Genomic DNA, 25,694 nt, shown 5'->3' on the forward strand with positions numbered 1-25,694 from the left:
CTACTCGAACTCCATGATCAGTTGATCGACGGCGAGGCTTGCTCCGGCTGCGGCAGCGATCGCCTTCACGGTCGCTTTCCGCTCGGCCCGCAGCACATTTTCCATCTTCATTGCCTCGACCGTTGCCAGCATCTGGCCTGCTTCGACGGTATCTCCCACGCGCACCGCTATAGCGGTCAGCACGCCGGGCATCGGACAAATCAGCATCCTGGACGTGTCCGGCGGCAGTTTGCGCGGCATGAGCCTGGCAAGCTCCGCCACCCGCGGCGAGCGCACGAAGGCGACCGTATCGATGCCGCGCCACCGAAGCCTGATGCCGGAGCCGCAGAGGTTGGTCTTCACGACGATCCGGCAACCGTTCAGTTCAAAGGCGGCACGGGTATCCCCCGGCGTCCAGTGGCTGCCGACGGCGAAGGTCTTTCCATCCTCAAAAGCCACAGTGGTGACGGGGGTCTCTCCTGATAGCGGGACGGCAACCGACAGTTCAGATCCGGACAAGGTCACGACCCAGTCGGAGCCGATTGCGCGAGGATGGTTCGCCATTGCGCCCGAAATCCCCGCATTGCGCAGCTGCAGCCTTGCGTTGACGCAGGCAGCCACCGCCGCAAGCATCCGTGCTTCATCGGGCGAAGGCTCAGCGGCGGAAAAGCCCTCGGGAAACTCCTCCGCGATATAGGCAGTCGTCAGCCGTCCCTCGCGAAAGCGCTCCTGCGCCATGACGGCCGACAGGAACGGCAGGTTGTGGCCGATACCCTCGACCTCGAATTCGTCGAGAGCCTGCGTCATCGCCTCGACGGCAGCCGGCCGATCCGGCGCCCAGGCGCACAGCTTTGCTATCATCGGATCGTAGTGCATGGAGATCTCGCCGCCCTCGAGCACGCCTGTGTCGTTTCGGATCACCGTTCCGTCCGGTCTCTTGCCCTCCGAGGGAGGCCGGTATCGCGTCAGCCGTCCGATCGACGGCAGAAAGTTGCGATAAGGGTCTTCGGCATAGAGCCGGCTCTCTATCGCCCAGCCGTCGAGCTTCACGTCGCCTTGAGCGAAGCGCAGCCTCTGCCCGTCGGCAATGCGGATCATCTCCTCCACGAGATCGATGCCGGTGACCAGTTCCGTCACCGGGTGCTCGACCTGGAGCCGGGTGTTCATCTCGAGGAAGTAGAAGTTTCTGTCGGCATCGACGATGAACTCGACCGTGCCCGCGGAGAAATACCCGACAGCCTTCGCCAGCGCGACCGCCTGCTCCCCCATCGCCTTGCGCGTGGCGGTGTCCAGGAACGGCGACGGCGCCTCCTCGATCACCTTCTGGTTGCGGCGCTGGATCGAGCATTCCCGCTCGCCGAGATAGACCAAATTGCCGTGTTGGTCGCCCAGCAGCTGGATCTCGATGTGGCGTGGTTGGGTGACGAATTTCTCGATGAAGATGCGGTCGTCGCCGAAGGAATTCCTCGCCTCGTTGCGAGATGACTGGAAGCCTTCGCGCGCTTCGGCATCGTTCCAGGCGATCCGCATGCCTTTGCCGCCACCGCCGGCCGACGCCTTGATCATGACCGGATAGCCGATATCGCGCGCGATGGTGACGGCCTCGTCGGCATCTTCGATCAGGCCCATATGGCCGGGCACGGTGTTGACGCCGGCGGACGCCGCGATCTTCTTCGACGTGATCTTGTCGCCCATCGCTTCGATGGCGACCGGCGGCGGGCCGATGAAGGCGACACCTTCGGCCTTCAGCGCCTCGGGTAAATTGGCGTTTTCCGACAGGAAGCCATAGCCGGGATGGACAGCGTCCGCGCCGGTCGCCTTGACTGCATCGAGGATCTTGTCGATGGCCAGATAGGACTGGGCGGACGGCGCAGGCCCGATATGCACGGCTTCATCGGCCATCCTCACATGCAGGGCGTCGCGATCGGCTTCTGAATGGACCGCGACCGTGGCGATACCGAGCTTCTTTGCGGTCTTGATGACCCGGCAAGCAATCTCGCCGCGATTGGCGATAAGTATCTTTTTGAACATCACCGGCTCACAGGGGCATCGTGTCGTGCTTCTTCCACCGCGTTTCGGTGCTCTTGCCTCGCAGTGCGGCAAACGCACGTGCGATGCGCTTGCGCGATGAATGGGGCATGATCACCTCGTCGATGAAGCCTCGTTCCGCCGCCACGAAGGGGGTGGCGAAGCGGGTCTCGTATTCCTTGGTTCGCGCCGCGATCTTTTCCGGATCGCCGAGTTCCGAGCGATAAAGAATCTCGGTTGCGCCCTTGGCACCCATCACGGCGATCTCGGCGGTCGGCAAGGCGTAATTGACGTCCGCTCCGATATGCTTGGAGGCCATGACGTCATAGGCGCCTCCATAGGCCTTGCGCGTGATCAGCGTCACCATCGGCACGGTAGCCTGGGAATAGGCGAAGAGCAGCTTAGCGCCGTGCTTGATGACACCGCCATATTCCTGAGCGGTACCGGGCAGGAAACCGGGCACGTCGACCAGCGTAAGCAGCGGTATGTTGAAGGCGTCGCAGAAGCGCACGAAGCGCGCGGCCTTGCGCGAGGAGTCGATGTCGAGACAACCGGCCAGCACCATCGGCTGGTTGGCAACGACACCTACCGTCTGTCCCTCGATGCGCAGGAAGCCCGTGACGATATTCCGTGCGAAAGCCTCCTGGATCTCGAAGAAATCGGCCTCGTCGGCGATGGCAAGGATCAGTTCCTTCATGTCGTAGGGCTTGTTGGCGCTGTCGGGCACCAGCGTGTCGAGCCGCATCTCCAGGCGCTGAGGGTCATCGTAGAACGGCCTTGTCGGCGGCTTCTCGCGGTTGTTCAGCGGCAGGAAATCGAACAGCCGGCGCACCTGCTCCAGCGCCTCGACATCGTTCTCGAATGCCCCGTCGCCCACGGACGAACGCTGCGTGTGCGTGCGGGAACCACCCAGGTCCTCAGCCGTCACGATCTCGTTGGTGACGGTCTTCACCACGTCCGGACCGGTCACGAACATGTAGGAAGTATCGCGCACCATGAAGATGAAGTCGGTCATGGCCGGCGAATAGACGGCGCCGCCCGCGCAGGGGCCCATGATCACGGATATCTGCGGGACGACGCCGGAAGCATCGACATTGCGCTTGAACACGTCGGCATAGCCCGCGAGCGAGGCCACGCCCTCCTGGATACGGGCGCCGCCGGAATCGTTCAGGCCGATCACGGGGGCGCCGTTCCTCACCGCCATGTCCATGATCTTGCAGATCTTCTGTGCGTGCGTCTCCGAAAGTGAGCCGCCGAGCACCGTGAAATCCTGGGAAAAGACATAGACCAGCCGGCCGTTGATCGTGCCCCAGCCGGTCACCACGCCGTCGCCCGCAACCTTCTGGCCGGCCATGCCGAACTCGGTGGCGCGATGCGTGACATACATGTCGAATTCCTCGAACGAGCCCTCGTCCAGGAGCACATCGAGCCGCTCGCGCGCTGTCAGCTTGCCCTTGGCATGCTGGGCATCGATGCGCTTCTGGCCCCCGCCCAGGCGGGCCTGCTCACGACGGCCCTCAAGCTGCTCGATTACGGCTCTCATCAGTGCCCGACCTCGGTTTCGAATGCATGCCAGAATGCATGGGAAAAGCAGTGCTGCCGGCACTGCCTCGGCGAAGTCGTCTAAATACGGGGACAGACGAAGCAAGCATTGAAAGGGCACAAATGGCTAATGTACCATGTGGCATTTAGTGAATTGTGAAAATGTGAAATGGCAGGCGGGAAGCTCTATATCGGCCGCAAGGTGCGTGAAATCAGGGAGGCCAACAAGGCGACCCAAGCCGTCTTTGCCGAACGGCTCGGCATCTCGACGAGCTATCTCAATCATATCGAGAACAATCAGCGGCCGGTATCGGCCGCGGTGCTGCTTTCGCTGGCGGAAAAGTTCCAGATCGACATTGGATCAATATCCGCCGGAGACAATGACCGATTGTTGTCGACGCTGGTCGAAGCGCTGGCCGATCCGCTCTTCGGCGGCTATTCGCCAAGCTTGCAGGAACTGAAGCTCGTCATTCAGAACGCCCCCGGCTTCGCGCATTCACTCATTGTCTGCCATCAGGCCTATCGGAGAAACAGCGAGCAGCTGGCCAGCTTCGACGATCGATTGGGACGCGCAAACACGTTTTCAGAACCCACCGCCTATGAGGAGGTCCGCGACTTCTTCCATTTCGTCGACAATTATATCCACAGCCTCGATGTTGCGGCCGAAGAGCTGGCGACGAGCCTGAAGATGGCCGACCGGAGTGCTGCCGCGGCCCTTTCGGAGTATCTGGAGACACGGCACGGGGTTCGCGTCCTGGCCGCGGGACAGGATAAGGATGTTCTCAGACACTATGATGCAGCGTCCAGGGTATTGTCGCTGAACCGATATTCACCGGCTGCGACCAAGACATTCCAGATGGCGTTTCAAGTCGGCGCGCTAGAGCAGAATGCCGAGATAGCAGACATTGTCCGGCGCGCTGAATTCCGGACGGACGAGGCCGCCGAGATCTGCAAGATCGGCCTGCTGAACTACTTTGCGGGTGCCTTGGTGCTGCCCTATCTTGCCTTCGCGTCGCAGGCGAAAGCCCTTCGCCATGACCTTGAGCTTCTGGCAGCGCGATTCGGGGCAAGCCTGGAGCAGGTGGCCCATCGACTCTCCACCTTGCAGCGCCCTGGCCTGAAAGGTGTCCCGGTTTTCTTCGCCACGATCGATCGAGCCGGGAACATCACCAAGCGTCATAGCGCTGCGAAGCTGCAATTCGCGAGGTTCGGCGCGGCCTGTCCGCTCTGGAACGTGCACCAGGCCTTCGATTCACCAGGCAGGATTATCAGGCAGCTTGCCGAGACGCCGGACGGCGTCCGCTATCTTTCCATCGCAACGGAGATCACCAAGCGAAGCGGAGGATATCGTGCACCGCAACGACAATACGCCATCGCCCTTGGCTGCGAGATCTCCTTCGCTCGGGATTTCGTCTATGCCGACGGGCTCGACCTCGCCGATCGTGCCGGCTTCAACCCTATCGGTATTTCATGTCGGATCTGCGAGCGAGGCGACTGTTCTCAGCGGGCCGTGCCGCCCCTCAAGACGAAACTCCGCATCGAGCACGATCACCGGGCAGCTCTGCCTTATGTGATCCCTCAACAGTCTCTCTGAAGGTTGTGTTATCAAGCGTTCTGGGCCAGTGCCTATCCCAGAAGTCGCGCTCGCCGGAAACTGCAATTCCGGACTGGCTCTTATGCAACTTTCAAGTCACGAAGCGTGAACATCGACCGCATGGTGTCCCGCGATCCATAAGTTGCGGTTTTGACCCATAAGTCGACTCGCACTTTCAGATGACCCAGTACGACTTCCTCGGCGGGTGGGCCGGCCACAGCGACCGCAATGCGGTCAAGGAATTCGTCAGGCCTATCGAAACGGTTTCCCCGAAGACCGTCAGGCATTCGGCAACGGCGAGCTAGCCCTGCTCATCCAACGCGGCGAGCAGGCGAACACCGTCCCCCATCGGGCATTGCCAGCGGGCGTAGCGCAGCAGGTCCTTGGCGTTGGGTAGGCGGTGCCCTGCCCGGATCTCGGCGACAGTGCGGACCCTGTATCCGAAGCCAAGCTTGTCGGCCGCATCCGCGATCCAGGCCTGCTGTTCAGCGCATAACCCAGTGATGGCATCCAAAAGGAGGGACCACTGACCCGCGTCAACCAGAAAATCCGGAACGTGGCTGTCCAGCGCTCAGCGCATGGCGATCGGAAGACTGGAACATTCGGCGACGTCGGGGCTTAAATCGCGAAGGCAGCCGAGGTCACGCGCAGCCTGGCTCCCGAACACAGCGGCTGGCCCGTGCAGCGCCAGCCGCCATCAGAGCCTCCTTTGACCCAATGTAGAGTCGCCGCCTTGGGTTGAAGGGGTAGTTTTGTCCTGATCAGGGTCCGCCCGACCTTGGCTCAAGGTCTGCCTTTACTCCAGTCTTGTAGCTCCTCGGGCACGTAGGGGCTCGCCGTCCTCGTCGACCGGCAGCTCACTACGTCACTGGAAATCGATGAAATTCTCGAAGTTCCATTCGATGCCGGCCTTCAGCATGTCACGCCTACCTAGTAATCGCCGATATCGAGCCCCCGAGCGCGGCCGCCGCATCGCGCCAGAAGTAAGCCTTCTGCTCCGGTGGCCGCCTTCCCTGCAACTCTTTTAGCCGCTCGACGACTTCAGGGTCCCTCAGGACTTTCCGATGCACCGGCTTCGGCTGTATGACCTTTGCCGCGATAACCTGCGGCGGCGATAGCTCTGCGAGCCGCTCAGGCCTTCGGCAAGACCCTGCGAAGGGCTCGCGGCGAGGGTTTCAAAGCGTCGCCATAGAGAAAGACTACCCCCCGGTCGTCGGCCGGCCGTTATGGGGTGACTGCCACGGCAGAGCCGGAAAATACAATGCTACGCCCGCCAGTGCGACCACTATGTGTGGTGAGAGGACAAGCGCTTACTATTAAGTACCAAGCGAGATGTTCTCTTCTTGGCGTCACGTCATTGACACCGTCGCAGACGCGACGAGATCCTTTGCGCACCTCCCTTGGTGCGTTCCTTGACGGCATTATCCGCCATCTGCGCTTCCTTTGAACCAGCGCTCGCCGAATCCGCCAAGGCGGGCGACTGCTTTGCCATCGGTTGCAAAATCCTTGACAGCTGGCGATTGAATATTGGATACAAGTTTGACATTGGAGAATGGCACGACAAATGATACCAGTACGTTTCGGCATCGTCTCGACCGCCAAGATCGCGCGGGACTGGGTCATTCCCGCAATGCAGGCCGTGCCGGAATGCGAGGTCGTCGCGATCACGTCGCGCGACGAGGCCAGGGCGGCGAGCGTGGCGGCCGAGTTCGGCATCTCCAAGCACTATGGATCGCTCGAGCAGATGCTCGAAGATACCGAGGTCGAGGCCGTTTACATTCCGACGCCGAACAGCAGCCATGTGGCCGAAGCCATCGCTGCCGCGCGCGCCGGGCGGCACGTCCTGTGCGAGAAGCCGATCGCGCTGACCGCCGCTGAAGCACAGAAGCTGGTCGAGGTGCAGCGCGAGACCGGCGTTCAGATGTCGGAAGCCTTCATGGTGCGCTATCATCCGCGCTGGCTGGCCGCGCGTGAGATCGTCCGCAGCGGCAGGCTCGGCCGGGTCACGCAGATCCACGCAACCTACAGCGTGCTCAACGACAATCCCCACGACATCCGCTTCAATCCCGAACTCGGCGGCGGCGCACTCGGGGACGTCGGTGTCTATCCGATCACGGCGGCGCGATTCCTGTTCGAGGACGAGCCTTTCGCAGCCACCGCGACATTCCAGAAGCTCGATCCTGCAGGCGTCGACGTGGCGGTTTCGGGCATGCTCGAATTTCCGAACGACCGCTCGCTTCTTTTCAGCGGCGCCCTGCTGCAGGCTTGGGCGCATTGGGTCATGGTGATCGGCACCGACGGCTGGATGGAGATACCCGTCGCCGTATGGCCGTCGGCCGAGCGCGAGTCCGTGATCCGTCTAAGGCGCCGTGTCGATCTCGACGACACCGATGTCGAGGTGTTGACCTTTGCTCCGGCCAATCAATACGAGCATGAGGTGCGGGAGTTCGCCCGTTCGGTGCGCGGCCTCATTCCGCAGCCATGGCCGATCGACAACGCCGTAGCTGGAATGCGCGTCCTCGATGCGATCCGCAAATCGGCGGCGACCCATTCCAGGGTCGCAGTGGAGAAGCCCTGACGACGACCAGGCGCGGCTAAGTCTTGGGCACGGTAGCCGAAGAGCCGGCTATCGTTTCGTGCCTTCGCTTAGAGCGGTTCAGCTTTGATAGAAACGCGACTGTTCCGACTACGACCCGCTTCAGCTATTTGTTTTTACGCAATTCCAGACGGAAAACCGCTAGGCATTTTCCTGGAATTACTTAGCCGCGCTCAAGACGGCTTGAGGAAGATCACGTCGTCGGCCGACCAGTAAAGCGTCGCTGCGTCGCCGACGTCGGGCAGTTTCCTGACTTGGCTGTTCTGGATCTGAACCCTTACCCGTTCGCCGCTCTCGGTCCGCACCGTGTAGAAGCTTCGACTTCCCATGAAGACCCAATCCTCTATTGTCACGGCTGCAGATTGTGCCAGCCCGGGCCCTGGCGAGAATGCGAAAGCCTCCGGCCGGATCGACACGACGAGACGGTCGCTCTTTCCAAAACCGCCGAGACGGCTGCCGCCAGCGACGCTGGTGGCAAAGCTTGCGAAGCTCGCTTTTGCCGTCGTCAATCCCGGCGAAACGCTCTCGACCTCGGCGTCGAACAGGTTGGTCTCGCCGAGGAATTTCGCGGCAAACAGCGACGCCGGCCGCGAATACATCTCTTTCGGGGGCGCGATCTGCGCGATCCGTCCCTTCTCCATCAGGACGATCCGGTCCGACAGGATCATGGCCTCATCCTGATCATGCGTTACATAGATGAAGGTCGAGCCCGTCGCGGCGTGGATGCGCTTCATCTCGACCAGCATATGCTGCCTGATCTTAAGGTCGAGCGCCGCGAGCGGCTCGTCGAGCAGAAGCACCTTCGGCTCGTTGACCAGCGCCCGGGCGAGCGCGACACGCTGGCTCTGCCCGCCGCTCAGTTCCGTGATGCTGCGACCGGCGAGTGCCTCGAGCTGGACGATGGCCAGCATGCGCTCGACGCGCTTCCTGACCTCCGCCGCGGGCACGCCGCGCACGCGCAGGCCGAAAGCGACATTGTCGAAGACGTCGAGATGGGGAAACAGCGCATAGCGCTGGAACACCATGTTGACGGGCCGCTTCTCCGGCGGCTGTCCGGCACAGTCCTTGCCGTCGATGCTGATGGTTCCGACGCTCGGTGTATCGAAGCCGGCGATCAGGCGCATGAGCGTCGTCTTGCCGCAACCGCTCGGACCGAGCAGCGTGACGATTTCGCCGACGCCAACCGACAGGTTAATATCCGACAGTGCCTGGAAGGCCCCGAAGGATTTCCCGACGCCGACGGCTTCAATGACGGGCAAGGCAGGCATCTCGAATTTCATGTGGGTGTCCGGGCAGCGAGTGCCGTTTTGCGCTTCAGATGTCCGATCGCCCAGGCGAGGCACAGAACGATGACGGAGAAGACGAGCGCCAAAGTGGAGATGGCGTTGATCAACGGGGTCACCGTCCGCCGCATCATCGACCAGATATACATGGGCAATGTGGTCTCGGTTCCGGCGACGAAGACGGTGACGATGAACTCGTCGAAGGAAACGGCGAACGCCAGGATGGCGGAGGCAAGAAGCGTCGGCATGATCAGCGGCAGGGTCACCTTGCGGAAAACCTGGAACTGATTGGCGCCGAGGTCGCGCGCTGCCTCCTCCAGCGAAGGATCGAACAGCGTCAGCCGCGCCCGCATGGTCAGAATGAGCACAGGCAGGGCTATCACCACATGGCCGACGATGATGGTCATCGTGGACAGTTGGATGCCGGTTTGCGCGAAAAGCACGAGCAGCGATACACCGACGAACAGCCCGGGCAGCGCGATCGGAGTCAGCCAGAGGATTTCCAGCACGGCCCGGGTGCGCCGGTCAACCCGCAGCCAGGCGAGCGCCGCGGCGGCGCCAAGCACGAGGCAGATGACAGCCGTTGCAAAGGCGATGATTAGGCTTTTCAGAAGGGCATTGCCAAGCTGGGCGTTGCCGAGCAGTTCGGCATACCAACGCAGGCTGAACCCCTGGTAGGGGAACGAGAGAGCCGGCGAGGCGTGGAATGAGAACAGAATGATGATCGCGATCGGCGCGATCAGGAAGCAGAGAATCAGCCAAACAGCTAGCCTGAGAATCATGCTGCGGAGACCCTGCGGTTTTGTCGTTTGCGGGCAGGCAGCAAGCCGGTTGCCCGGCCTGCAACGATGATTACGGCGTAGAGGACGCCTGAGATGACGAACATGATAAAGGCCTGTGCGGCGCCGAGCGGCCAGTTGCCAGTCTTGCGGAACTGGTCCGCGATCAGGAGGCCGGTCGTCTGGCCCGAGGAACCGCCGAGCATCTGCGGTGTGACATAGTCGCCGGCGACGAGAATGAATGTGAGGATGAATGCACTCACCAGCCCGTTGACTGCATTGGGAGCAATGACCTTGAAGAAGGCGCCGAGCGGCGAGGTGCCGAGGTCGCGAGAGGCCTCGACGAGCTCGGGCTTGATATCGCGCAGGGAGGAAACGACCATCAGGATGCAAAGCGGCAGGTAAACGTGGATCAACGTGATCGCGACGGCGAACCTGTTGAACAGGAAAGCCTCGATTGGCGCGTCGATCAGGCCGAGCTGCAACAGGATTGTGTTGAGGACTCCGCTAGTGCCGAGCAGCGTCCGCCAGGCATAGATGCGCACCAGATAGCTCGAAAACCAGGTTATCAGGATGAGGTAGAGAATAGCCTGCGAACGGCTGACGTAAGTCAGGTAATAGGCGACCGGTATCGCCAGCATGAGGGTCGCGGCGGCCGTCACCAGACCGATGACGATAGCATTGACCGTAACACGCCAGAACAGCGGTGACGTTAAGGAATTCAGAAAATTGGAGACGACGAAGTCCGGAACGATCCTATAGGACGCCGCCGTCCAGAAGCTGTAGACGAACAGAATCGCGGTCGGCACCACGAAGAATGCCAGCATGTAGAGGGCTGCCGGCGCCGCCAGCAGCCTTCCGGTCATCTCGTTGGAAAGTCTCACGACATGCTCCCATATGCGCCGGCCGGCGCATCATGCCTTTTTTACATCCCGGCCTTGAATTCCTGCCATGCAGCGACCCAATCGTCATAGGTCGCATGAGTGTCCGACGCACGCGGCGGGATACCTGGTAGACCCGAGGCAAAGATCTTGTCGATCGCAGAATAGTCGATGCGTGCGCGCGACTTCTCGTCGAGCAGTTCGACCGCCTTTTTGGAAACAGGCGCCTGCACCACGGCCATCGCCACTTCGGCCTGGACCTTCGGGTCCAGCGACTGGTTGATGAAGGCATTGGCGGCTTCGATATTGTCCGCTGAGATCGGAATGAACCAGGCATCAACCCACAACACCGGACCTTCTTCGGGCAGCGCCATCTCAATCTTCACATTCTGCTGCTCGGCCTGGATCAGGATAGAAGGATCGGCGCAAAGCGCCGCGACGACCTCGCCCGACACCATGAGGTTCAACAACTCGCCCTGGTTCAGCGCGATCACGCGCGCCTGATCGCGGTATTTGGCGAATTCGGTGAATGCTTGGGTCAGCTCTTCCTTGGTGAGCAGAGGATATTTGGCGCCGAGACCGGCGACACGAGCGGCCACCGGCCAGGAGCTGACCGTATCATCCATGATCGCGATTTTGCCCTTCAGCGCCGGATCGAGCAGGTCCTTATAGGACTTCGGTGTCGCCAGCTTGTCCTTGTTGTAGAGGAGCGTGTTGAAGCCCCAGACATAGGGCGAGCCCCACAGCTTGCCGTCTGCGAACCAAGTCGGCTGGTCGTAGAACTGCGCAAACAGATTGTCCGCATTGTAGTTGGGAACCTGGGCCACATCGATCGGCGTTACGATCTTCATCTCGCGGATATAGAGATCCGCATAGGCCTGGTTGTACTCGGCGAGATCGATTGGAGGCGGGTTGCCGGCCACGAACTTCGCCTGAACGTCATCCTGGTTGGCAATCGACGTAGCCTCTATGCTGATGCCGTTGGCGGCCTTCCAGTCGGTGAGCTGGGCGTTAAGGTCGTAGCCCTCCCACGCCATCACCTGAAGCTCACCGGTCGGCGCCGCCTGTGCCCATGAGGACATCCTCACCAAAGTCGCGCCGGCCGTCATGCCGGCCAGGCCAGCCAGTGCCGCACGACGGCTTATGGGGGTCGCCAAACCCTTCCTGCCGATTCCGTCAAACATGATGGTTCCCTCTTTTATCGTCAGATTGACTATGGGATATTGGATACAGTTTTGACGGAGAGTCAAGGGCGCGTCGCCGCAAAGAGCGTCTCGATTATCGCTTGCGTTTTATGGACTGCGGCCGGACAGGCTGCCTACGCCAGGCTTCCGCTGGCCTTCAGCTGGCTGACGATTTCATCGGCGGCGTCGGCGACGTGCTTCTTGAGCAGCTTCGACGTTTTCACGATGTCGCGGGAACGATAGGCTTCGAATATCTCGCGATGCTCGTGCAGTGCCTTGGTCTGAGCCTTGAGCGGTTCTATCTGCAGGCGCAGATAGCGGTCTGCGGAGTTATAGAGCGTCTGCACCACCGCCAGCGATCGCGGACGCATCGACGGCGACAGGAGCGCTGTATGAAAAGCCCAGTTGAGGCGGCTGAGTTCCTTTGGATCGCCCCTCGGAACGGCATCCTCATATTGCTGTAAGGCCCGCCCAGCATTCACGATGTCCTCATCCGACATGCGCGCCATCGCCTTGCGGACGAGGAATGGCTCCAGCAGCAGGCGGGCGTCGAACAGGTCGATGGCGTCCTCGGCGGACAGATCCGACACCACCGCGCCGCGATGCGTGCGGATCACGACCAGCCCATCAGCCTCGAGCTGCAGGAGGGCCTCGCGGACCGGTATGCGGCTGACGCCGAGCTCGACCGCAATCGCCTCCTGGCGTATCTGATGCCCGCCGGGATATTCGCCAGCGATGATCTTGGAGGCGATGTAGTCAGCCACCATCGCTGTGACGGTCTGCCGTTGCAGTAGTGGCTTGGGCTGGGACGACATTATCGAGGCTTCCAATCGGTTGGATTAAATGCCTGATCTTACACAAACAATATATTGCATCCAACTGACTGCAGCCGAGTTTACACACGATCTGCATAGTCCATCGGCTCAGGCGGGAGCGGAGCGCGGCCGCGCACCCTGTCGACCAGCTTCTCAGCCAGCATGATCGTCGGGCAATGCAGATTGCCGCTCGTTATGCGCGGCATGACAGAGGCGTCGATCACACGCAGGCCTTCAGTCTCATGCACTTTGCCATCGGTATCGACAACCGACATATCGTCCACGCCCATTCGGCATGAGGAGCATGGGTGGTACTGCGTGCCCATGTTCTCTTTCAGCCAGGGCAGCACCTCCGAATCCGGCTTCTTGCGCAGCCCGGGCATCAGCGCTTCGCCGCGCATGCCGTCCCATGCCCTTTGCTGGATGATCTCGTCGGTGCGCCTGACGCCGTCCATCAGATCGCGCTGGTCCTCCGGGTGGGCGAGATAGTTGGATATAATGCGCGGGTGTCTGGTGGGGTCCGCCGACTCCAGCGTCACCGAGCCGCGGCTGCGCGGCCGCATAAGGCAGGTCTGGTATTGGAAACCCTCCTCGATGTTGACCTTGCCATGCATCAGCTCACCCAGCATCGGCAGGAACTCATGCTGGATGTTGGCGTAGTCGGCCTTCTCGCTGCTCCTGAAGAAGGTCCCGACCTCCCAGAGATTGGTCGCGCCGAGTCCGCTCCGCAGAAACAGCCATTGCGCGCCGATGAGGCCCATCTTGAAGAAATTGAGATCGACGGCAGGCGAGACGCCAGGGCGAGACGCGCGATAGCGCACCGATACCGCGACGTGATCGACGAGTCCTTTGCCGACGCCCCGTACTTCCACGACCGGCTTGATACCCAGCGGCTCCAGCTCTTCGGCCGGGCCAACGCCGGACAGGAGCAGCAGCTGCGGCGAGTTGAAGGCACCGCCGCACAGGATGACCTCGCGCGACGCTTCGGCCTTCCTGATCTCGCCGCCGACCTCGTAGGTCACGCCAACGGCACGCTTGCCGCTGAAATCCACGCGACGAACCAGCGCGTCGAGCTGCAGCCGGACATTGCCTTTGCGCAGGGCCGGTCGCAGATAAGCGCGCCCGCCGCTCGCCCGCACGCCTCGGTCGATGTTGGCCTGGTAGATGTGCACACCCTCCTGTCGGAAAGCGTTGTAATCCTCAGTCAGGGGCAGTCCGAATTGCTGGCCTGCCTCCAGATAGGCCTGGAAGACGGGAAGATCGGCCTTCAGGCTGGTGATCGCGATGGGTCCGCTGCCGCCACGGTAGGCGTTCGCGCCCTTGTCGTAGCTTTCGAGTTTCTTGAAGTAGGGCAGGCAGTGCGCGTACGACCAGTCGGGAAGGCCGTCCTCGGCCCAGCCGTCGAAATCCCTGGGATTGCCGCGAACATAGACCATGCCGTTGAGCGAGCCCGACCCTCCAAGCATCTTGCCGCGGACGTGGGTGATCATGCGTCCGTCGAGGGCCGCTTCAGGCCCGGTTTCGAATGTCCAAGTACGGCGGCTGTCGGTCAGCGGATAGGACAACGCCGCCGGCATGCGCACATAGATCGAATTGTCGCTCGGACCTGCCTCCAGCACCAGAACTCTGACGCCTTTGTCTTCGCCGAGCCTTGCGGCGACGACCGAGCCCGCCGCCCCCGAGCCGACAACGATATAGTCGTACGTGTTTGTCGCCATGAAGCTTGTGGTCCTATGCGTTGATCTCGTGTTTCGTTAGCCACCGGAACGGGCAGTATCGACCTTGGAGGCGACCGATCGGGTACAGGTGCTGCATGACACCACCTGATTGGGAGGAAGCCGGCCGCGGAGGCTCATCTCCAACGGCCGGCCGATATCTGAGGGCTGTCAGGCGGCTGAGAGCACCTTTCCGCTTGCCAGCTGCTTGACCGTCCCCTCGATAGTCGCGATGACGCGGGTGCGCTCCTCGCCGATCAACGGCAGGCGGGGCGCCCGCGTCCATTCCGGTGCACCATAGACGATGTGCTCCGCCATCTTGATGTACTGCACGAGCTTGACGTGGGTATCGAGATGAAACGATGGGGTCATGATCCGGTAGAGCTTGCGCGCTGCCTCATAGTCGCCAGCGGCGCAGAGGTTGAAGATGCGCACGCATTCGGCCGGCCACGCATTCGTCATTCCGGAAACCCAGCCGACCGCACCAAGCGACATGCTCTCCACGATCTGGTCATCCACGCCGCAGAAAATCGCGAAGCGGTCGCCAAGATGGATATACATATCCGTCACCCGGCGGACGTCGCCCGTTTCTTCCTTCACCGCGACGATCGTCCGACATTCGGCGAGTTCGGCCAGGATGTCGGGCGTGACGTCGACGCCGTAGGCGATCGGATTGTTGTAGATCATGATCGGCAGGTCGCTGGCGCCCGCGATGGCTTTGTACCAGGCCGCGATCTCCCGCGGGTCGGCCTTGTAGCCAAGACTCGGAAAAACCATCAGCCCTTCCGCGCCGAAGCCCTCATAGCGCTTGGCCGCGGCGACGGCGTTCGCCGTAGAAATCTCCGCAAGCCCCGAAAGAAGCGGCACACGGCCCTGCACGGCTTCCTTTGCTGCACGCACCACCGCCTCGCGCTCCTCGGGCTGAAGCGACGAGTTCTCGCCGAGCATGGGGAGCACGATTATTCCCGACACGCCATTGCTGATGAGGCGATCAATGCTCTGCTGTGTCTTTTCGATGTTGATCGAGCCGTCCTGATTGAGTTTGGTCGTCACCGCCGGGAAAACGCCCTTCCATGGGGACATAGTGTCTGCCTCTCCTAAAGCACCATTCACTGTCTAATGTATCCAATCTTACAATATGGGCCGCATCGCGTCCAGTGCGAACCAGGTCGCACCCTGGCCGACAAAAGGCTCTTTCCGAGATCGGCTCGACTAATCGTGCAACTCGCGCGAGATAGGCGGGCCGATGAAGAAGTCGCGGAACGTCACCTTGAACCCCTCTCGCTGCGGAGAGCAGCACATGATGCCGACGGCGACGGACGTCGTCGGCGGGAAATAGGCCAGGCGCGCTGGCTTCCAGCGGTTGTCGCTCACATCCAGATATTGCACCCGGATCGCCTCATGGTGCTTCGTGACGCGAATCCTCACCCCCTTTGGATCGACGGGGATCTTGATCAGGGACCAGTCCGAAGTGTCGTTCGTAACGACGGTCGAGAAATACATCTCCCCATCCGTGTATTCGATGCCGGCCTTGATCCAGCTGGACTCGCTCAGCCGGATCATCAGACCCGCCTGATCGTAGAGCACTTCGTAGTGGCCTTCGACGGTCACTTCGGTTGTGAAGTCTCCAGTCACCTGGGTGAAGAGGAAATGGCCGCTGTCGCGCCAGAAGTCGTAGAAGGTTTCCCGCCAGAAGTCGGTCTCCCTGCCGGTTTCAACGTGGACCGCATCGCCCTCGAACCTGTGCCTGAGAGGCGGGTTGAACCATGTGTAGTCTTTGAAGAGCATTGTCTCGCCTGCCGAGTATCGTTGAGGTGAAGTGATCCTGTGGATGGGGCCGTGGTCTGGTTGCAGCTTTGCGCCTTACCGGAACCAGCTGTCGGAAAGGCGGTAGCCCTCCGGGAATGGATCTTCCGGATCGACTCCATAGTAGCTCACGCCGGTGAGCCATGCCCGTCCGGAGATTTGCGGGATGACAGCCGGCACATTGCCGGCGCTGGCCGTGCCAACGATGCGGCACTCGAACTCGGTGTCCAGGATCGATTTGTGCACGAACTTTTCGCCGACGGCGAGTTCGCCGCGCGCATGAAGCAGCGCCATGCGCGCCGAGGTCCCTGTGCCGCACGGACAGCGGTCCAGACGGCCCGGCGACACCACAACCGCATTCTTCGACGTCTTCACCCCGTCGACGATCTCCAGCGGGCCTGCGAACTCGGTCTGGTTGATCGTATGTATTTCCGGGTTTTCCGGGTGGACGGAGGGCAACTGCTCCGCCGCGGCGCTCTTGATCAGTTCACCCAGTGCAACCAGATCCCGCGCCTCGTCGCGGCGCAGACTGATGCCGACATCGGCCGAGTTGACAATGCAATAGATCATGCCGCCATAGGCAACATCGACACGCAGCGTGCCTAGGCCCGGCACCTCGATGCGCTTGTCTTGGTGCATCACAAAGGACGGCACGTTGCGGAAGGTGACGCGCCGGCATTTGCCGCCGGAGCAATCGGCAACGACCTCAACCAGGCCCGCCGGGGTGTCGACGCGGACGATCGTCTCGGCGCCGTGCTTCGGGATGATGCCGGTCTCGAGCGCTACCGTCACCGTGCAGATCAGGTTCGAGCCGGACATGGGCACGAAGTAGTCCGATTCCATCACGATCATGCCGAGATCGGCGTCGGCCCTGATTGGCGGCGTTATCAGGTTGACCGCGGCGTTAACGCTTCCCCTGGGATCGAAGAGCAGCATGTTGCGCAACCAGGAGGAGTACTTCTCCAGGTTCTGCATGCGCTCAAACATCGTTGCGCCCTTCGGCGGCAACACGCCGCCGGTTATCACGCGGCCGACCTCGCCCTCCGCATGCGCGCCGACAACGGTGATGGACCGATCCATTATCATGCCAAACCCTTCTTTCTGCCTAATGAATATTGGATACAAAGCAACGCTGTCAATGCAGAGAACTGCGCCGATATTGGAGTGCCTGCCCGCGCCCATGGCGCTGATCGCATCGGATTCCGGCTTGCCGATGAGGAGTGGCATCCGGTCGTTGAGGAGTGGCGTCTGGTCGTCGAGGTACGCCAGCCGTTTACGTGGACCGCAGGCTCGCATTTAGGCGCTGTATGGAGGGCAGTTACGGTTCTTGCGACGGATCGTAAGCCGCGCACGGTCGGCAGCTACCCTCAGCGACGTCGCTGATCGAGATAGACCGCCAAGACCAGAATAGCTCCGACCGCGATCTGCTGCCAAAACGAGGGGACGCCAGCGATCACGAAGCCGTTGCGCAGCACGGCCGGAATGAAGACACCTATGACCGCACCCACGATCGAGGCAATACCGCCAAAAAGGCTAGTGCCGCCTATGACTACGGCCGCGATCGCTTCCAGACTGAGCGTCGAATAGGCGCCGATCGTCGTGGTCGAGAATCGCGCCAGATCGATAACCGCTCCTAGTCCGGCACAGGCGCCTGAGATCACATAGACCCTTATCTGAACTGCCGGAACATCAATGCCGGTGCGAGCCAACGCTGTTGCGTTGGATCCCACTCCCATGACGTGGAGGCCGAACCGTGTCTTGCTCAACGAGAACGCCGCTACAACAACCACGGCCAGCGATATCAGCGAAACGATCGGCAAAACGCCGAATAGGCGCCCGGCTCCGATCGTCAGCGTAAGCTGATCGGGGATGCCGCTGCGGATATTGATGCCATTGGTCATGAGGAGAGCGATGCCTCCAGCCATTCCCAGCGTTCCGAGGGTTGCGATCAGGGCAGGAATGCGGAGACGTGCAATCATTATGCCGTTGATCAAGCCCCAGAAAGCGCCGCAAAGGACGCTGACGATCACGCCAATGGCAGTAGAAGTCCAGCCGTCGCCGCCGGCCAGAATCATCGCCTGGGCAGCAGTAATCTGCGAGAAAATCAGGACGGACCCGACCGACAGGTCGATGCCGGCGGTTGCGACGACGAACGTCATCCCGACGGCCACGATCAGCAACGTCGATGCGTCGCCGATGATGTTCTGGATGTTATAGGAAGATAAAACGGCCGTCGGGTTCCACACCGCAAACGTGGCAAACAGCAGAACCAGGCATGCAATCAGCCACCAGCCACGGAAACTGCGGCTGCTCGCAATCTTCTGGGAACGATCAATCGCAGATACGAGCGGGGCCATCATGAAGCTCCTGTGATAGCGGCTACGAGGCCCATGGTGTCGGTGTCGCCACGATTGAATACCCGCGCCGTTTCTCCGTGGCGCAACACATGGATTCGGTCGGCAATTTCGATGACTTCCGGCAGATCGTGGCTGATCAAAACGATACCAAGCCCGCGATCCCGGACCCGCCTTATCAGGTCAACGACACCTGCTTTTTGTCTTACGCCCAAAGCGGCGGTTGGCTCATCCAGAAAGAGCACTTGCGACGCCCAGTGCGCTGCCCGTGCGACAGCCACGCCCTGCTGTTGGCCGCCGGAAAGGTCCGACACTCGACAGGTCTGGGCCTTGAGATTCACGTTGAGGGCCTGAAAGGCCTCCATTGCAATCTTGCGCATGGTCGCACGGTCAAGAAGGCCGATGGCTTTTCCCCATCTGCCGCCTCGATAGAGTTCACGGCCGAGGAAGAAGTTCTCCGCAGGCTCGAGGTGAGGCGCCAGGGCCAAATCCTGATAGACGATTTCCAATCCTGCATCGCGCGCCTCGGACGGATTGTGAAATGTGACCTCCCTGCCGCCGAACTCGATGGTTCCTGCATCCGGCTTGTTGGCTCCGACCAAAATCTTGGTCAGCGTGCTCTTGCCTGCCCCGTTGTCTCCAACCAGCGCAACCACCTCGCCGAGACTGACCTCGAAGTCCACGTTGCGAAGCGCCTCGATGGCGCCGAACCGTTTGACAATCCCTCTGGCTCGCAATGCGACAGTCATGGGAGTCTCTCTCCGAGAAACGCCTTGAGCGCATTCAGCGACAGTCGGGACACGGCATTTTGGAAGTGGTTATGCGCCAGGCTGCCGGACCAGTTGATCGACCCCACTCCGAATACCTGTCCGCCTTCCGGCCGCTGGAAATAGACTATTTCTGCGTTCACCCGATCATTGCGATCGCCACCACGCTCGTGCTGAAACTCGATTTCCTGTTCGATTGACGGCAGGAATGTGCGGTCATGCGCGGAACGTGCCAGCACGCGCGCATATTCGGGTGTGCCCAGAGAGATGTCCGCGTTGTCGAGTTCGTCACCCGCGGCACCGCCGAGGATGTCTCCGAAATCGCCAATCACCTTGTCTTCGATCCCGTCGAAGAGCCAAGCCAGATCCGGATCGTAAGAGGCCTCCAGGCGAACGTAGCCGGAGCCTCTGGTGAAGCCGACCGCCGAAAATCCTATCCCGACCAGGGCATTGGGCGCCAAGCCGCGATGCCGCCAAAGCCCACCCTCCTCCCCTGTGGTCGAGAGCGTCGTTTCAAGGGGATCCGAGTTCCAGTTGCGGGTACCCGCAAATCCGCGGCGGGATTCCACCACGGCATGGTCGTAAGGATCGAAGCCCGTCACCCAATAAAAGCCGTTCGCCCCCATATACAGGATATTGCCGGTCTTCCCGAAGGTGTGAAGGGCCGCCAGCATGCGCGCCGACGTGTATTCCGGATGCGATCCCGTGATCAGGACATTGTATCGCGAGAGCAGGCTTTCGCCCTCGCGATGCAAATCCTGATCCGTCGCGACATCATAGGGGATCGCGAAATGATCGAGCCATTGGGTGATGTTAAGATCGGCCAGGAAATGCCGGGGCGCCCTTGTGCACCACCACCATTTGTAGTCGGGCGACAGGTTGAGAATGGGTCGTCGCCGGGACGAATAATGGACACCGGAACCGTCCGCATGGCGGTCGTAGAGGGACGCTGAAAGCCTTGGTTCAGACTCAAGCTGCCTATCGAGGTCGGACAGCAGCGGCGGCTCGGTTTCGCTGGTGAGCGCGGCACCTCTGTCGGAGAATGCCAGGCGCTCATTGGCATAGGCCAGGTAGGTATTGGTGGGAAGCAAAAGCAACGCGCGCTTTTCCTGGCCCGGATTGGCCCGCACGACGAACGGCAAACGAAGCAGGCGATCCTCGGCTACCACCTCCACCGCATATATGCCGCTCGGCACGTCCGTTGGTACCTGCAGCGCCACGGTCTCCTCCCACAGCGCATCGGTCAGATCGAACTCGTGGACATGGATGGCGGTTTGCCATGCGTCGTCGCGTCCTGCCGCATGCAAGATGTCCGTTCGTGAATGCCCCAGCAGGCGTCGTGTGGGATGATTGATGAAGTGCCCGAAGATCGGAGCCCCGGACCGAGCAAGCAAGGTCGGAGCGTTGAAATTATCCGAGAAGTCAAAAACGCAGATGATCGGACCCTGGCTTCCGCCGCGCGTTACCGTCGGGCCCTCCAGGCGAGCGTTTGCTCCGAGTAGGTCCACGGTGCTGAAACCGCGACCAAGCATCACGTCGACGTCGCCGCCCGCAAAGCGATCGATCGCAACGGCAACCCGTGCATCTTCGAAGTCCGCGGTGATCTCGCCGCGCGACCGGGAGACGCAGACCCTGAGTTCGGCCCATTGACCGGACGCGCGCTTCAAACTGGAGCTTTGCTGGAGGGATGTGCCGAGCCACTGAAGTTTGTCGGGCAACAGGAGCAGGGATCTTTGAATGTCGCCGCATCTCAACGCGAAGATGACGTGACCCTGTTCGCGCACCAGGGTTGGCTTTATCCAGAACGAAAGGCACCAGTCATCGGCGCCCATCAGCTCGCCGGGAAGCCTGAAAGTAAAACCGCTACCTGAAGGCAGGTTCTGATGCTTGAGATGGGCAGTGGCTTCCTTGGCGTCGGCCATAGGGACGCTCGCACAGGTGTCGGGCCCACTCTTTTTCAACGCGACGAGACGAGCTTTGGCTTCGCCCGCGCCGCTTAACCGGGCCACGACCTTCTGTCCCGCACGGTAGCTGAATTCATCCAGATAGCCTTGGAGGGGCCGCGTCATCTTCTATCATTCCGTAGGATTGGTGTGGGACTTGCCCACACCTGATTAGGGTTCTTGAACGGCTTACTTGCAGTCGAACGTGTAGATCGTCGACTGCGCCGCCGGGGTGTCGAGGTTGTCGCGGGTGACCGGGGTATAACCCTTGAGAACCAGCGGCTCTACCGATCGGCCTTCGAGCTGTTGGCCTGCGTTCTTCACGCCGAGGTACCCGAGTTCGCTCGGATTGAACGGAAGGAGGACGTCGAGATAACCCTGCTTCAGCCAATCGACCTCGGTCGGGCTGGCGTCAAACGTCACCGCGGGAATATCGGCGCGCCCAAGATTGCGCAAAGTAGCGCCGGTGAATTCGCCGATGAGTGTGGCGTCGGCATGGATGCCTGCCAGGTCGGGGTGGGCAGCCAGCGCGCCTTTGATGGCCGCCGCCACCTTGTCGGGGCTGTCTCCGGCGAATTGCTTGTCCAGAACGGTGATGTTGGGATAGGTCTTCATGACCTCCATGAAGCCTTGGTGACGCTGGTCTGTGATCGCGATACCCGGCGCCACTCCGACCACCAGGACAGTACCTTCTTCGCCGATCAGCTTTGCCAGCTGGCGCGCGGCTTCGCGGCCGCCTTCAACCCCGTCGGTGCCGATATGAGGAATACCGACATTTCCGCCAAGCTCGGAATCCAGGGTCACGACTTTGATACCGGCGTCGAGGGCCTCGCGCAGCGGCTCCTGAAGCGCCACTGAATCCGTCGGATCAATGACGATCGCATTAGGCTTCTTGGCGATCATGGCGCGAAGAACAGGGATTTGCTGCTGGGCATTCCATTCCGCCGGTCCGCTTACCGTGATCTCGAAGCCTTCTTCCTTCGCAGCCTTTCTTGCCCCGCACTCCATCATCGCGAAAACCGGATCTCCGGTTCGCGCGACCACCAGCCCTATCGTCTTGTCCTGCGCGGCCGCAGGGATGATGCCGGCGATGATCGTTGCGGCCATCGTCGGCATTCTGAGTTTACGCATCTTCATATCTCCCATATGTGAGCCCCTGTCGCATATTATATCCAATAGGCAATATGCGCCTCCAGCAGCTCCCGCCATACCCCTTCCGGCATATTGAGCCTCTAGGACGGTCGCCCGGTCCTCCCAGAACCGTCCCGGCGTTGCCGAAATCAGCCTGCAGCGTGCAGCCGTTTCGTTGCTGTGCTTTGCCGTGCGCAGCGTATGCGACGACTGAAGAAGAGGACCCCAAGGATCAGGTTTCCATATGCCAAAGGGGGTATGTCTCTCCGCGCTTCGACGGCCCTAGAAGCAACGGCAAACGGAGACCGGCCTACCGCGCCGGCTCGGGACCGATTTGCCGGGGCGATTTTTCCGTCGCCGGCTCCGACAGGGCAGGACAGGATAGACAGGACCCCACTATGACCAGCGCAAGGAAATACGGCTTGTGGATTGGCGGGCGTTGGGTACAGCCCATCAAGAGTGAAGTTCTCGAGCGTTGCTCGCCGTCGACATCCCTACCCGTCGCAAGCTTCTCGCTCGCCGGCCCCACTGACATCGATGATGCCGCCGCCGCCGCACATTCGGCGTTCCTCAAGGGCGCGTGGAGCGAATTGCCAGGCAGCGCGCGGGCCAAGATCCTCAACCGTTGGGCCGATCTGATCGCGGCGGATTTGCCGAGGCTTGCCCGCATCGAGGCCGACGAAGCTGGGAAAGTCATCTCTTCCGCAACCAGCGAGATCGAATGGTCGGTCGAACTGATCCGCTACGCGGCATCGCTCGCGTGGAACCTTCCGGGACGCCTCGTCGACAGCGAGGGCACAGGCAGGATGGGGCTTGTGAGCTACGAGCCTTATGCGGTCGTCGCCCTTATCCTGCCCTGGAATTATCCCATGGTCACCCTTTTCCAAAAACTGCCATACGCGTTGGCCGCCGGATGTTCCGTCGTCATCAAGCCCTCCGAGCTGACGGCAGGAACGACGCTTGAATGCGCCGTTCTGGCTAAGCAGGCCGGCATTCCAGACGGGGTCATCAATGTAGTGCCGGCGGTGGGCGAGACAGCGGGACCTGCGATCTGCGACAGCCCCTTCATCGACATGATTTCCTTTACCGGCTCGACGCGCGTGGGCCGATTGATCGCCTCGCGTGCGATGTCCAAACTGAAGAAGGTCGCACTCGAACTTGGCGGCAAGGGCGCCAACGTCGTTTTCGCCGACGCCGACCTGGAAGCGGCGCTCAATGGCGCTCTGGCCGGCTTCACGATCAATCAAGGTGAAGAGTGCTGTGCAGCCGGACGACTGTTCGTAGAGGCCCCCGTCTTCGAAGAGTTCGTTCGAAAACTGACCGAGAAGGCCCGTCGCATGCGCTTGGGCACGCCGGACGACCCCGATGCGTCCGTCGGCGCGCTCATTCACAAGCAGCACTTCGACAAGGTGCTCGGATATATCGCAGGTGCCGAAGCCGAAGGGGCGCGCATCGTTTCAGGCGGAAACAGGCCGAAGGACGAAGCGCTCGCGAAAGGCTACTTCGTTGAACCGACCATCCTGACCGGCGTCACGCCCGAGATGACCGTTTTCCGGGAAGAGATTTTTGGTCCCGTCGTCTGCGTTATGCCGTTCGAAACCGACGACAAGGCGATCGAACTCGTCAACGATACCGCGTATGGTCTCGCCAATGGCGTATGGACAAGCAACCTCACGCGCGGCCTTTCCTTTGCGCGCAAAGTGAAAAGCGGGACGGTATACGTCAACGCCTATCTCGAGACGCTGCCTCAGCTGCCTTTCGGGGGCATGAAGGAAAGTGGCATCGGTCGCGAGAACGGCTCCGAAGGCCTTCTCGAATTCATGGAAACCAAGGCGGTCTATGTAAAACTGGCATAAGGCCGGGCACTGGCCGAAACATTCCTGGCGCGTCGGAGGCGGTATCGTGCCAATTGTCAGAGTGGAACTCTTTCCAGGTCGTGCACCGGACATCAAGGCGGCCATTGCCAAAGAGATCACGCAGGTGCTGCAGACCGTCGCAGGCGTACCGCCGCAAGACACGACGGTGATGTTCATAGAAGTCGCGCCCTCCGATTGGGCTGTGGCCGGAAAACCCTTCGCTCCCGGCCCACTCAAGGAATAGCCAGGTATCATGATTTCGACGTTCGCTTGATTTTGATGTCGCGCCGGAGCGAATTTCGAAATCAAGCGACGCTGGAAATCAACATGTCGCTGGCATCCTTTCTCGCCATGAGGAGCATGATGGCCCGGGTTGCAGGAGAGATCAGGCTGATCGCCTTTGACGATCTTGTCGAACTGCTCGCGTGCATTTTTCAAAAGCACGGCGTCAGCGGGCACAACGCCAGAATATTGGCGACAAATTGCGCTTCTTGCGAGCGGGACGGCTCGCTGAGCCACGGCATATTTCGAATTCCAGGCTACATCGCGTCGCTTAAAAGCGGCTGGGTCGACGGCAAGGCTGTTCCTCGTATTGAAGAGGATGGTTCATCATTTCTCAGAGTGGATGCGATGAACGGTTTTGCGCAGCTCGCTCTCACCGCGGCGACGCCGTTCATCCATGAGACCGTAGCGAAAAGTGGGGTGGTGGCCGCGGCCATGCGGCGCTCTCACCACTTCAGTGCGCTTTGGCCGGATCTGGAGCCCTTTGCCGAGAAAGGGCTGGTCGCCATAACGATGGTGACGGGGTTCCTATGCGTCGCCGCTCCCGGCGGCAGGAGGCCTGTCCTCGGCACCAATCCAATCGCATTCGCCACTCCAGTCGCCGGCAAGCCGCCCTTGATCTTCGATTTTGCGACTAGCGCGATGTCGAATGGCGATTTGAGGCTTGCAGCCAGGGCCGGTCACAAGGTTCCGAATGGAACCGGAATCGACAGCCATGGCAATTATACCGACGAGCCGGCCGATATCTTGAAAGGTGGGGCATTGCTTCCATTCGGCGGCCACAAGAGCACTGCGTTATCTCTCATGGTGGAAATACTTGCTTCCGCTCTGACATGCGGGCTGTTCTCGCACGAAGTGGACTTCTCCAAGCATCCGGGAGCGGAAACGCCGAATACAGGCCAGATGCTTCTGGTGATAGACCCCGAGCGCGGCGGCAATTCATTTGCGGCGCGGGTCTTGAGCTTGACTGAGAAGATCCGGGCTTCCGGCGATGTGCGTCTACCTTCGGATCACCGTTACGCAAGGCGTGCCGGAGCAGAAAAGAACGGTATTCCGATCGCGGCAGAGCGGCTGGCGGAACTACGCATGCTCGCGAGCTAGAGCAATCCAGGACAGCGCGTAGCGATTTTCCGTCCGGAATTGCATGAGAAATGGTTGG

At 60.9% G+C, this 25,694-nt stretch carries 22 protein-coding genes; 6 read left to right on the top strand and 16 right to left on the bottom strand.

Annotated elements, in window-relative coordinates; all coding sequences use genetic code 11:
• Both SAZ10_RS16265 and SAZ10_RS16270 read right to left on the bottom strand, forming a co-directional pair.
• Complete coding sequence (locus tag SAZ10_RS16265) at positions 1-2,010, bottom strand: acetyl/propionyl/methylcrotonyl-CoA carboxylase subunit alpha (RefSeq protein ID WP_318610364.1); 2,010 nt, start codon at positions 2,008-2,010, stop codon at positions 1-3.
• Positions 2,011-2,017: 7 nt separating this feature from the next.
• Positions 2,018-3,550, bottom strand: coding sequence for an acyl-CoA carboxylase subunit beta (locus SAZ10_RS16270; RefSeq protein WP_318610365.1), 1,533 nt, complete (start codon positions 3,548-3,550; stop codon positions 2,018-2,020).
• A 168-nt stretch (positions 3,551-3,718) separates the two neighbouring features.
• Between SAZ10_RS16270 and SAZ10_RS16275 the strand changes: the two genes are divergently transcribed.
• Positions 3,719-5,143, top strand: a complete 1,425-nt coding sequence (locus SAZ10_RS16275) for a helix-turn-helix domain-containing protein (protein ID WP_318610366.1) — start codon at positions 3,719-3,721, stop codon at positions 5,141-5,143.
• 179 nt (positions 5,144-5,322) lie between these two features.
• Positions 5,323-5,448 carry a hypothetical protein gene (locus SAZ10_RS16280; RefSeq protein WP_318610367.1) on the top strand — a complete coding sequence of 42 codons (126 nt, stop codon included), beginning with the start codon at positions 5,323-5,325 and terminating at the stop codon, positions 5,446-5,448.
• Here the strand turns inward: SAZ10_RS16280 and SAZ10_RS16285 are convergent.
• Positions 5,445-5,657 carry a hypothetical protein gene (locus SAZ10_RS16285; protein WP_318610368.1) on the bottom strand — a complete coding sequence of 71 codons (213 nt, stop codon included), beginning with the start codon at positions 5,655-5,657 and terminating at the stop codon, positions 5,445-5,447. The genes SAZ10_RS16280 and SAZ10_RS16285 overlap by 4 nt on opposite strands.
• 1,050 nt (positions 5,658-6,707) lie before the next feature.
• Here SAZ10_RS16285 and SAZ10_RS16290 point away from each other — a divergent pair.
• Positions 6,708-7,721 (top strand): Gfo/Idh/MocA family oxidoreductase, encoded by a 1,014-nt coding sequence (locus SAZ10_RS16290; protein WP_318610369.1) that lies wholly within the window; start codon positions 6,708-6,710, stop codon positions 7,719-7,721.
• A 191-nt stretch (positions 7,722-7,912) separates the two neighbouring features.
• Here SAZ10_RS16290 and SAZ10_RS16295 read toward each other — a convergent pair whose 3' ends face one another.
• The 13 genes from SAZ10_RS16295 to SAZ10_RS16355 all read right to left on the bottom strand — a co-directional run bounded on the left by SAZ10_RS16295 (position 7,913) and on the right by SAZ10_RS16355 (position 22,397).
• Complete coding sequence (locus tag SAZ10_RS16295) at positions 7,913-9,019, bottom strand: ABC transporter ATP-binding protein (RefSeq protein ID WP_318610370.1); 1,107 nt, start codon at positions 9,017-9,019, stop codon at positions 7,913-7,915.
• Positions 9,016-9,804, bottom strand: coding sequence for an ABC transporter permease (locus SAZ10_RS16300; protein ID WP_318610371.1), 789 nt, complete (start codon positions 9,802-9,804; stop codon positions 9,016-9,018). The genes SAZ10_RS16295 and SAZ10_RS16300 overlap by 4 nt, the downstream gene beginning before the upstream one ends.
• Positions 9,801-10,685 (bottom strand): ABC transporter permease, encoded by an 885-nt coding sequence (locus SAZ10_RS16305; RefSeq protein WP_318610372.1) that lies wholly within the window; start codon positions 10,683-10,685, stop codon positions 9,801-9,803. The genes SAZ10_RS16300 and SAZ10_RS16305 overlap by 4 nt, the downstream gene beginning before the upstream one ends.
• Before the next feature lie 41 nt (positions 10,686-10,726).
• A complete protein-coding gene (locus SAZ10_RS16310; protein WP_318610373.1) occupies positions 10,727-11,866 on the bottom strand; it encodes a PotD/PotF family extracellular solute-binding protein in 1,140 nt (379 codons plus the stop codon).
• A 134-nt stretch (positions 11,867-12,000) separates the two neighbouring features.
• Positions 12,001-12,681 (bottom strand): GntR family transcriptional regulator, encoded by a 681-nt coding sequence (locus tag SAZ10_RS16315; protein WP_318610374.1) that lies wholly within the window; start codon positions 12,679-12,681, stop codon positions 12,001-12,003.
• 80 nt (positions 12,682-12,761) lie between these two features.
• Entirely contained in the window at positions 12,762-14,399 is a 1,638-nt protein-coding gene (locus SAZ10_RS16320) for a choline dehydrogenase (RefSeq protein ID WP_318610375.1), read from the bottom strand.
• Between the two features lie 168 nt (positions 14,400-14,567).
• Positions 14,568-15,479, bottom strand: coding sequence for a dihydrodipicolinate synthase family protein (locus SAZ10_RS16325; RefSeq protein ID WP_318610376.1), 912 nt, complete (start codon positions 15,477-15,479; stop codon positions 14,568-14,570).
• Between the two features lie 129 nt (positions 15,480-15,608).
• A complete protein-coding gene (locus SAZ10_RS16330; RefSeq protein ID WP_318610377.1) occupies positions 15,609-16,184 on the bottom strand; it encodes a DUF1349 domain-containing protein in 576 nt (191 codons plus the stop codon).
• Positions 16,185-16,259: 75 nt separating this feature from the next.
• Positions 16,260-17,288 carry a proline racemase family protein gene (locus SAZ10_RS16335; RefSeq protein ID WP_318610378.1) on the bottom strand — a complete coding sequence of 343 codons (1,029 nt, stop codon included), beginning with the start codon at positions 17,286-17,288 and terminating at the stop codon, positions 16,260-16,262.
• Positions 17,289-17,569: 281 nt separating this feature from the next.
• The gene (locus SAZ10_RS16340; RefSeq protein ID WP_318610379.1) at positions 17,570-18,562 is read right to left on the bottom strand and encodes an ABC transporter permease; all 993 of its coding nucleotides are present in this window, start codon (positions 18,560-18,562) and stop codon (positions 17,570-17,572) included.
• On the bottom strand, positions 18,559-19,305 hold the full coding sequence (locus tag SAZ10_RS16345) for an ATP-binding cassette domain-containing protein (RefSeq protein ID WP_412535230.1): 747 nt from the start codon (positions 19,303-19,305) through the stop codon (positions 18,559-18,561). Before SAZ10_RS16345 ends, SAZ10_RS16340 begins: the two co-directional genes overlap by 4 nt.
• Entirely contained in the window at positions 19,302-21,392 is a 2,091-nt protein-coding gene (locus SAZ10_RS16350) for a N,N-dimethylformamidase beta subunit family domain-containing protein (RefSeq protein ID WP_318610381.1), read from the bottom strand. The genes SAZ10_RS16345 and SAZ10_RS16350 overlap by 4 nt, the downstream gene beginning before the upstream one ends.
• A gap of 63 nt (positions 21,393-21,455) precedes the next feature.
• Positions 21,456-22,397, bottom strand: coding sequence for an ABC transporter substrate-binding protein (locus tag SAZ10_RS16355; RefSeq protein ID WP_318610382.1), 942 nt, complete (start codon positions 22,395-22,397; stop codon positions 21,456-21,458).
• A 140-nt stretch (positions 22,398-22,537) separates the two neighbouring features.
• On the opposite strand from SAZ10_RS16355, the gene SAZ10_RS16360 reads away from it, so the two are divergent.
• The 3 genes from SAZ10_RS16360 to SAZ10_RS16370 are packed head-to-tail and all read left to right on the top strand — an operon-like array spanning position 22,538 to position 25,636.
• Positions 22,538-24,253, top strand: coding sequence for an aldehyde dehydrogenase family protein (locus tag SAZ10_RS16360; RefSeq protein WP_318610383.1), 1,716 nt, complete (start codon positions 22,538-22,540; stop codon positions 24,251-24,253).
• A gap of 46 nt (positions 24,254-24,299) precedes the next feature.
• Positions 24,300-24,497: a 4-oxalocrotonate tautomerase family protein gene (locus tag SAZ10_RS16365; protein WP_318610384.1), complete on the top strand. Its 198-nt coding sequence runs from the start codon at positions 24,300-24,302 to the stop codon at positions 24,495-24,497.
• Positions 24,498-24,532: 35 nt separating this feature from the next.
• Positions 24,533-25,636 (top strand): Ldh family oxidoreductase, encoded by a 1,104-nt coding sequence (locus SAZ10_RS16370; RefSeq protein ID WP_318610525.1) that lies wholly within the window; start codon positions 24,533-24,535, stop codon positions 25,634-25,636.
• Positions 25,637-25,694 lie beyond the last annotated feature (58 nt).

Origin of the sequence: Mesorhizobium sp. BAC0120 (assembly GCF_033542235.1) — a bacterium.
GTDB lineage: Bacteria > Pseudomonadota > Alphaproteobacteria > Rhizobiales > Rhizobiaceae > JAWRCU01.

Excerpts from the sequence above, each read along its gene's own strand:
- SAZ10_RS16295 (WP_318610370.1), bottom strand. The coding sequence starts at position 9,019 with ATGAAATTCGAGATGCCTGCCTTGCCCGTCATTGAAGCCGTCGGCGTC.
- SAZ10_RS16265 (WP_318610364.1), bottom strand. The coding sequence starts at position 2,010 with ATGTTCAAAAAGATACTTATCGCCAATCGCGGCGAGATTGCTTGCCGG.
- SAZ10_RS16300 (WP_318610371.1), bottom strand. The coding sequence starts at position 9,804 with ATGATTCTCAGGCTAGCTGTTTGGCTGATTCTCTGCTTCCTGATCGCG.
- SAZ10_RS16275 (WP_318610366.1), top strand. The coding sequence starts at position 3,719 with ATGGCAGGCGGGAAGCTCTATATCGGCCGCAAGGTGCGTGAAATCAGG.
- SAZ10_RS16310 (WP_318610373.1), bottom strand. The coding sequence starts at position 11,866 with ATGTTTGACGGAATCGGCAGGAAGGGTTTGGCGACCCCCATAAGCCGT.
- SAZ10_RS16325 (WP_318610376.1), bottom strand. The coding sequence starts at position 15,479 with ATGTCCCCATGGAAGGGCGTTTTCCCGGCGGTGACGACCAAACTCAAT.
- SAZ10_RS16290 (WP_318610369.1), top strand. The coding sequence starts at position 6,708 with ATGATACCAGTACGTTTCGGCATCGTCTCGACCGCCAAGATCGCGCGG.
- SAZ10_RS16315 (WP_318610374.1), bottom strand. The coding sequence starts at position 12,681 with ATGTCGTCCCAGCCCAAGCCACTACTGCAACGGCAGACCGTCACAGCG.
- SAZ10_RS16345 (WP_412535230.1), bottom strand. The coding sequence starts at position 19,305 with ATGACTGTCGCATTGCGAGCCAGAGGGATTGTCAAACGGTTCGGCGCC.
- SAZ10_RS16340 (WP_318610379.1), bottom strand. The coding sequence starts at position 18,562 with ATGATGGCCCCGCTCGTATCTGCGATTGATCGTTCCCAGAAGATTGCG.
- SAZ10_RS16280 (WP_318610367.1), top strand. The coding sequence starts at position 5,323 with ATGACCCAGTACGACTTCCTCGGCGGGTGGGCCGGCCACAGCGACCGC.
- SAZ10_RS16270 (WP_318610365.1), bottom strand. The coding sequence starts at position 3,550 with ATGAGAGCCGTAATCGAGCAGCTTGAGGGCCGTCGTGAGCAGGCCCGC.
- SAZ10_RS16335 (WP_318610378.1), bottom strand. The coding sequence starts at position 17,288 with ATGATAATGGATCGGTCCATCACCGTTGTCGGCGCGCATGCGGAGGGC.
- SAZ10_RS16350 (WP_318610381.1), bottom strand. The coding sequence starts at position 21,392 with ATGACGCGGCCCCTCCAAGGCTATCTGGATGAATTCAGCTACCGTGCG.
- SAZ10_RS16320 (WP_318610375.1), bottom strand. The coding sequence starts at position 14,399 with ATGGCGACAAACACGTACGACTATATCGTTGTCGGCTCGGGGGCGGCG.
- SAZ10_RS16355 (WP_318610382.1), bottom strand. The coding sequence starts at position 22,397 with ATGCGTAAACTCAGAATGCCGACGATGGCCGCAACGATCATCGCCGGC.
- SAZ10_RS16370 (WP_318610525.1), top strand. The coding sequence starts at position 24,533 with ATGTCGCGCCGGAGCGAATTTCGAAATCAAGCGACGCTGGAAATCAAC.
- SAZ10_RS16330 (WP_318610377.1), bottom strand. The coding sequence starts at position 16,184 with ATGCTCTTCAAAGACTACACATGGTTCAACCCGCCTCTCAGGCACAGG.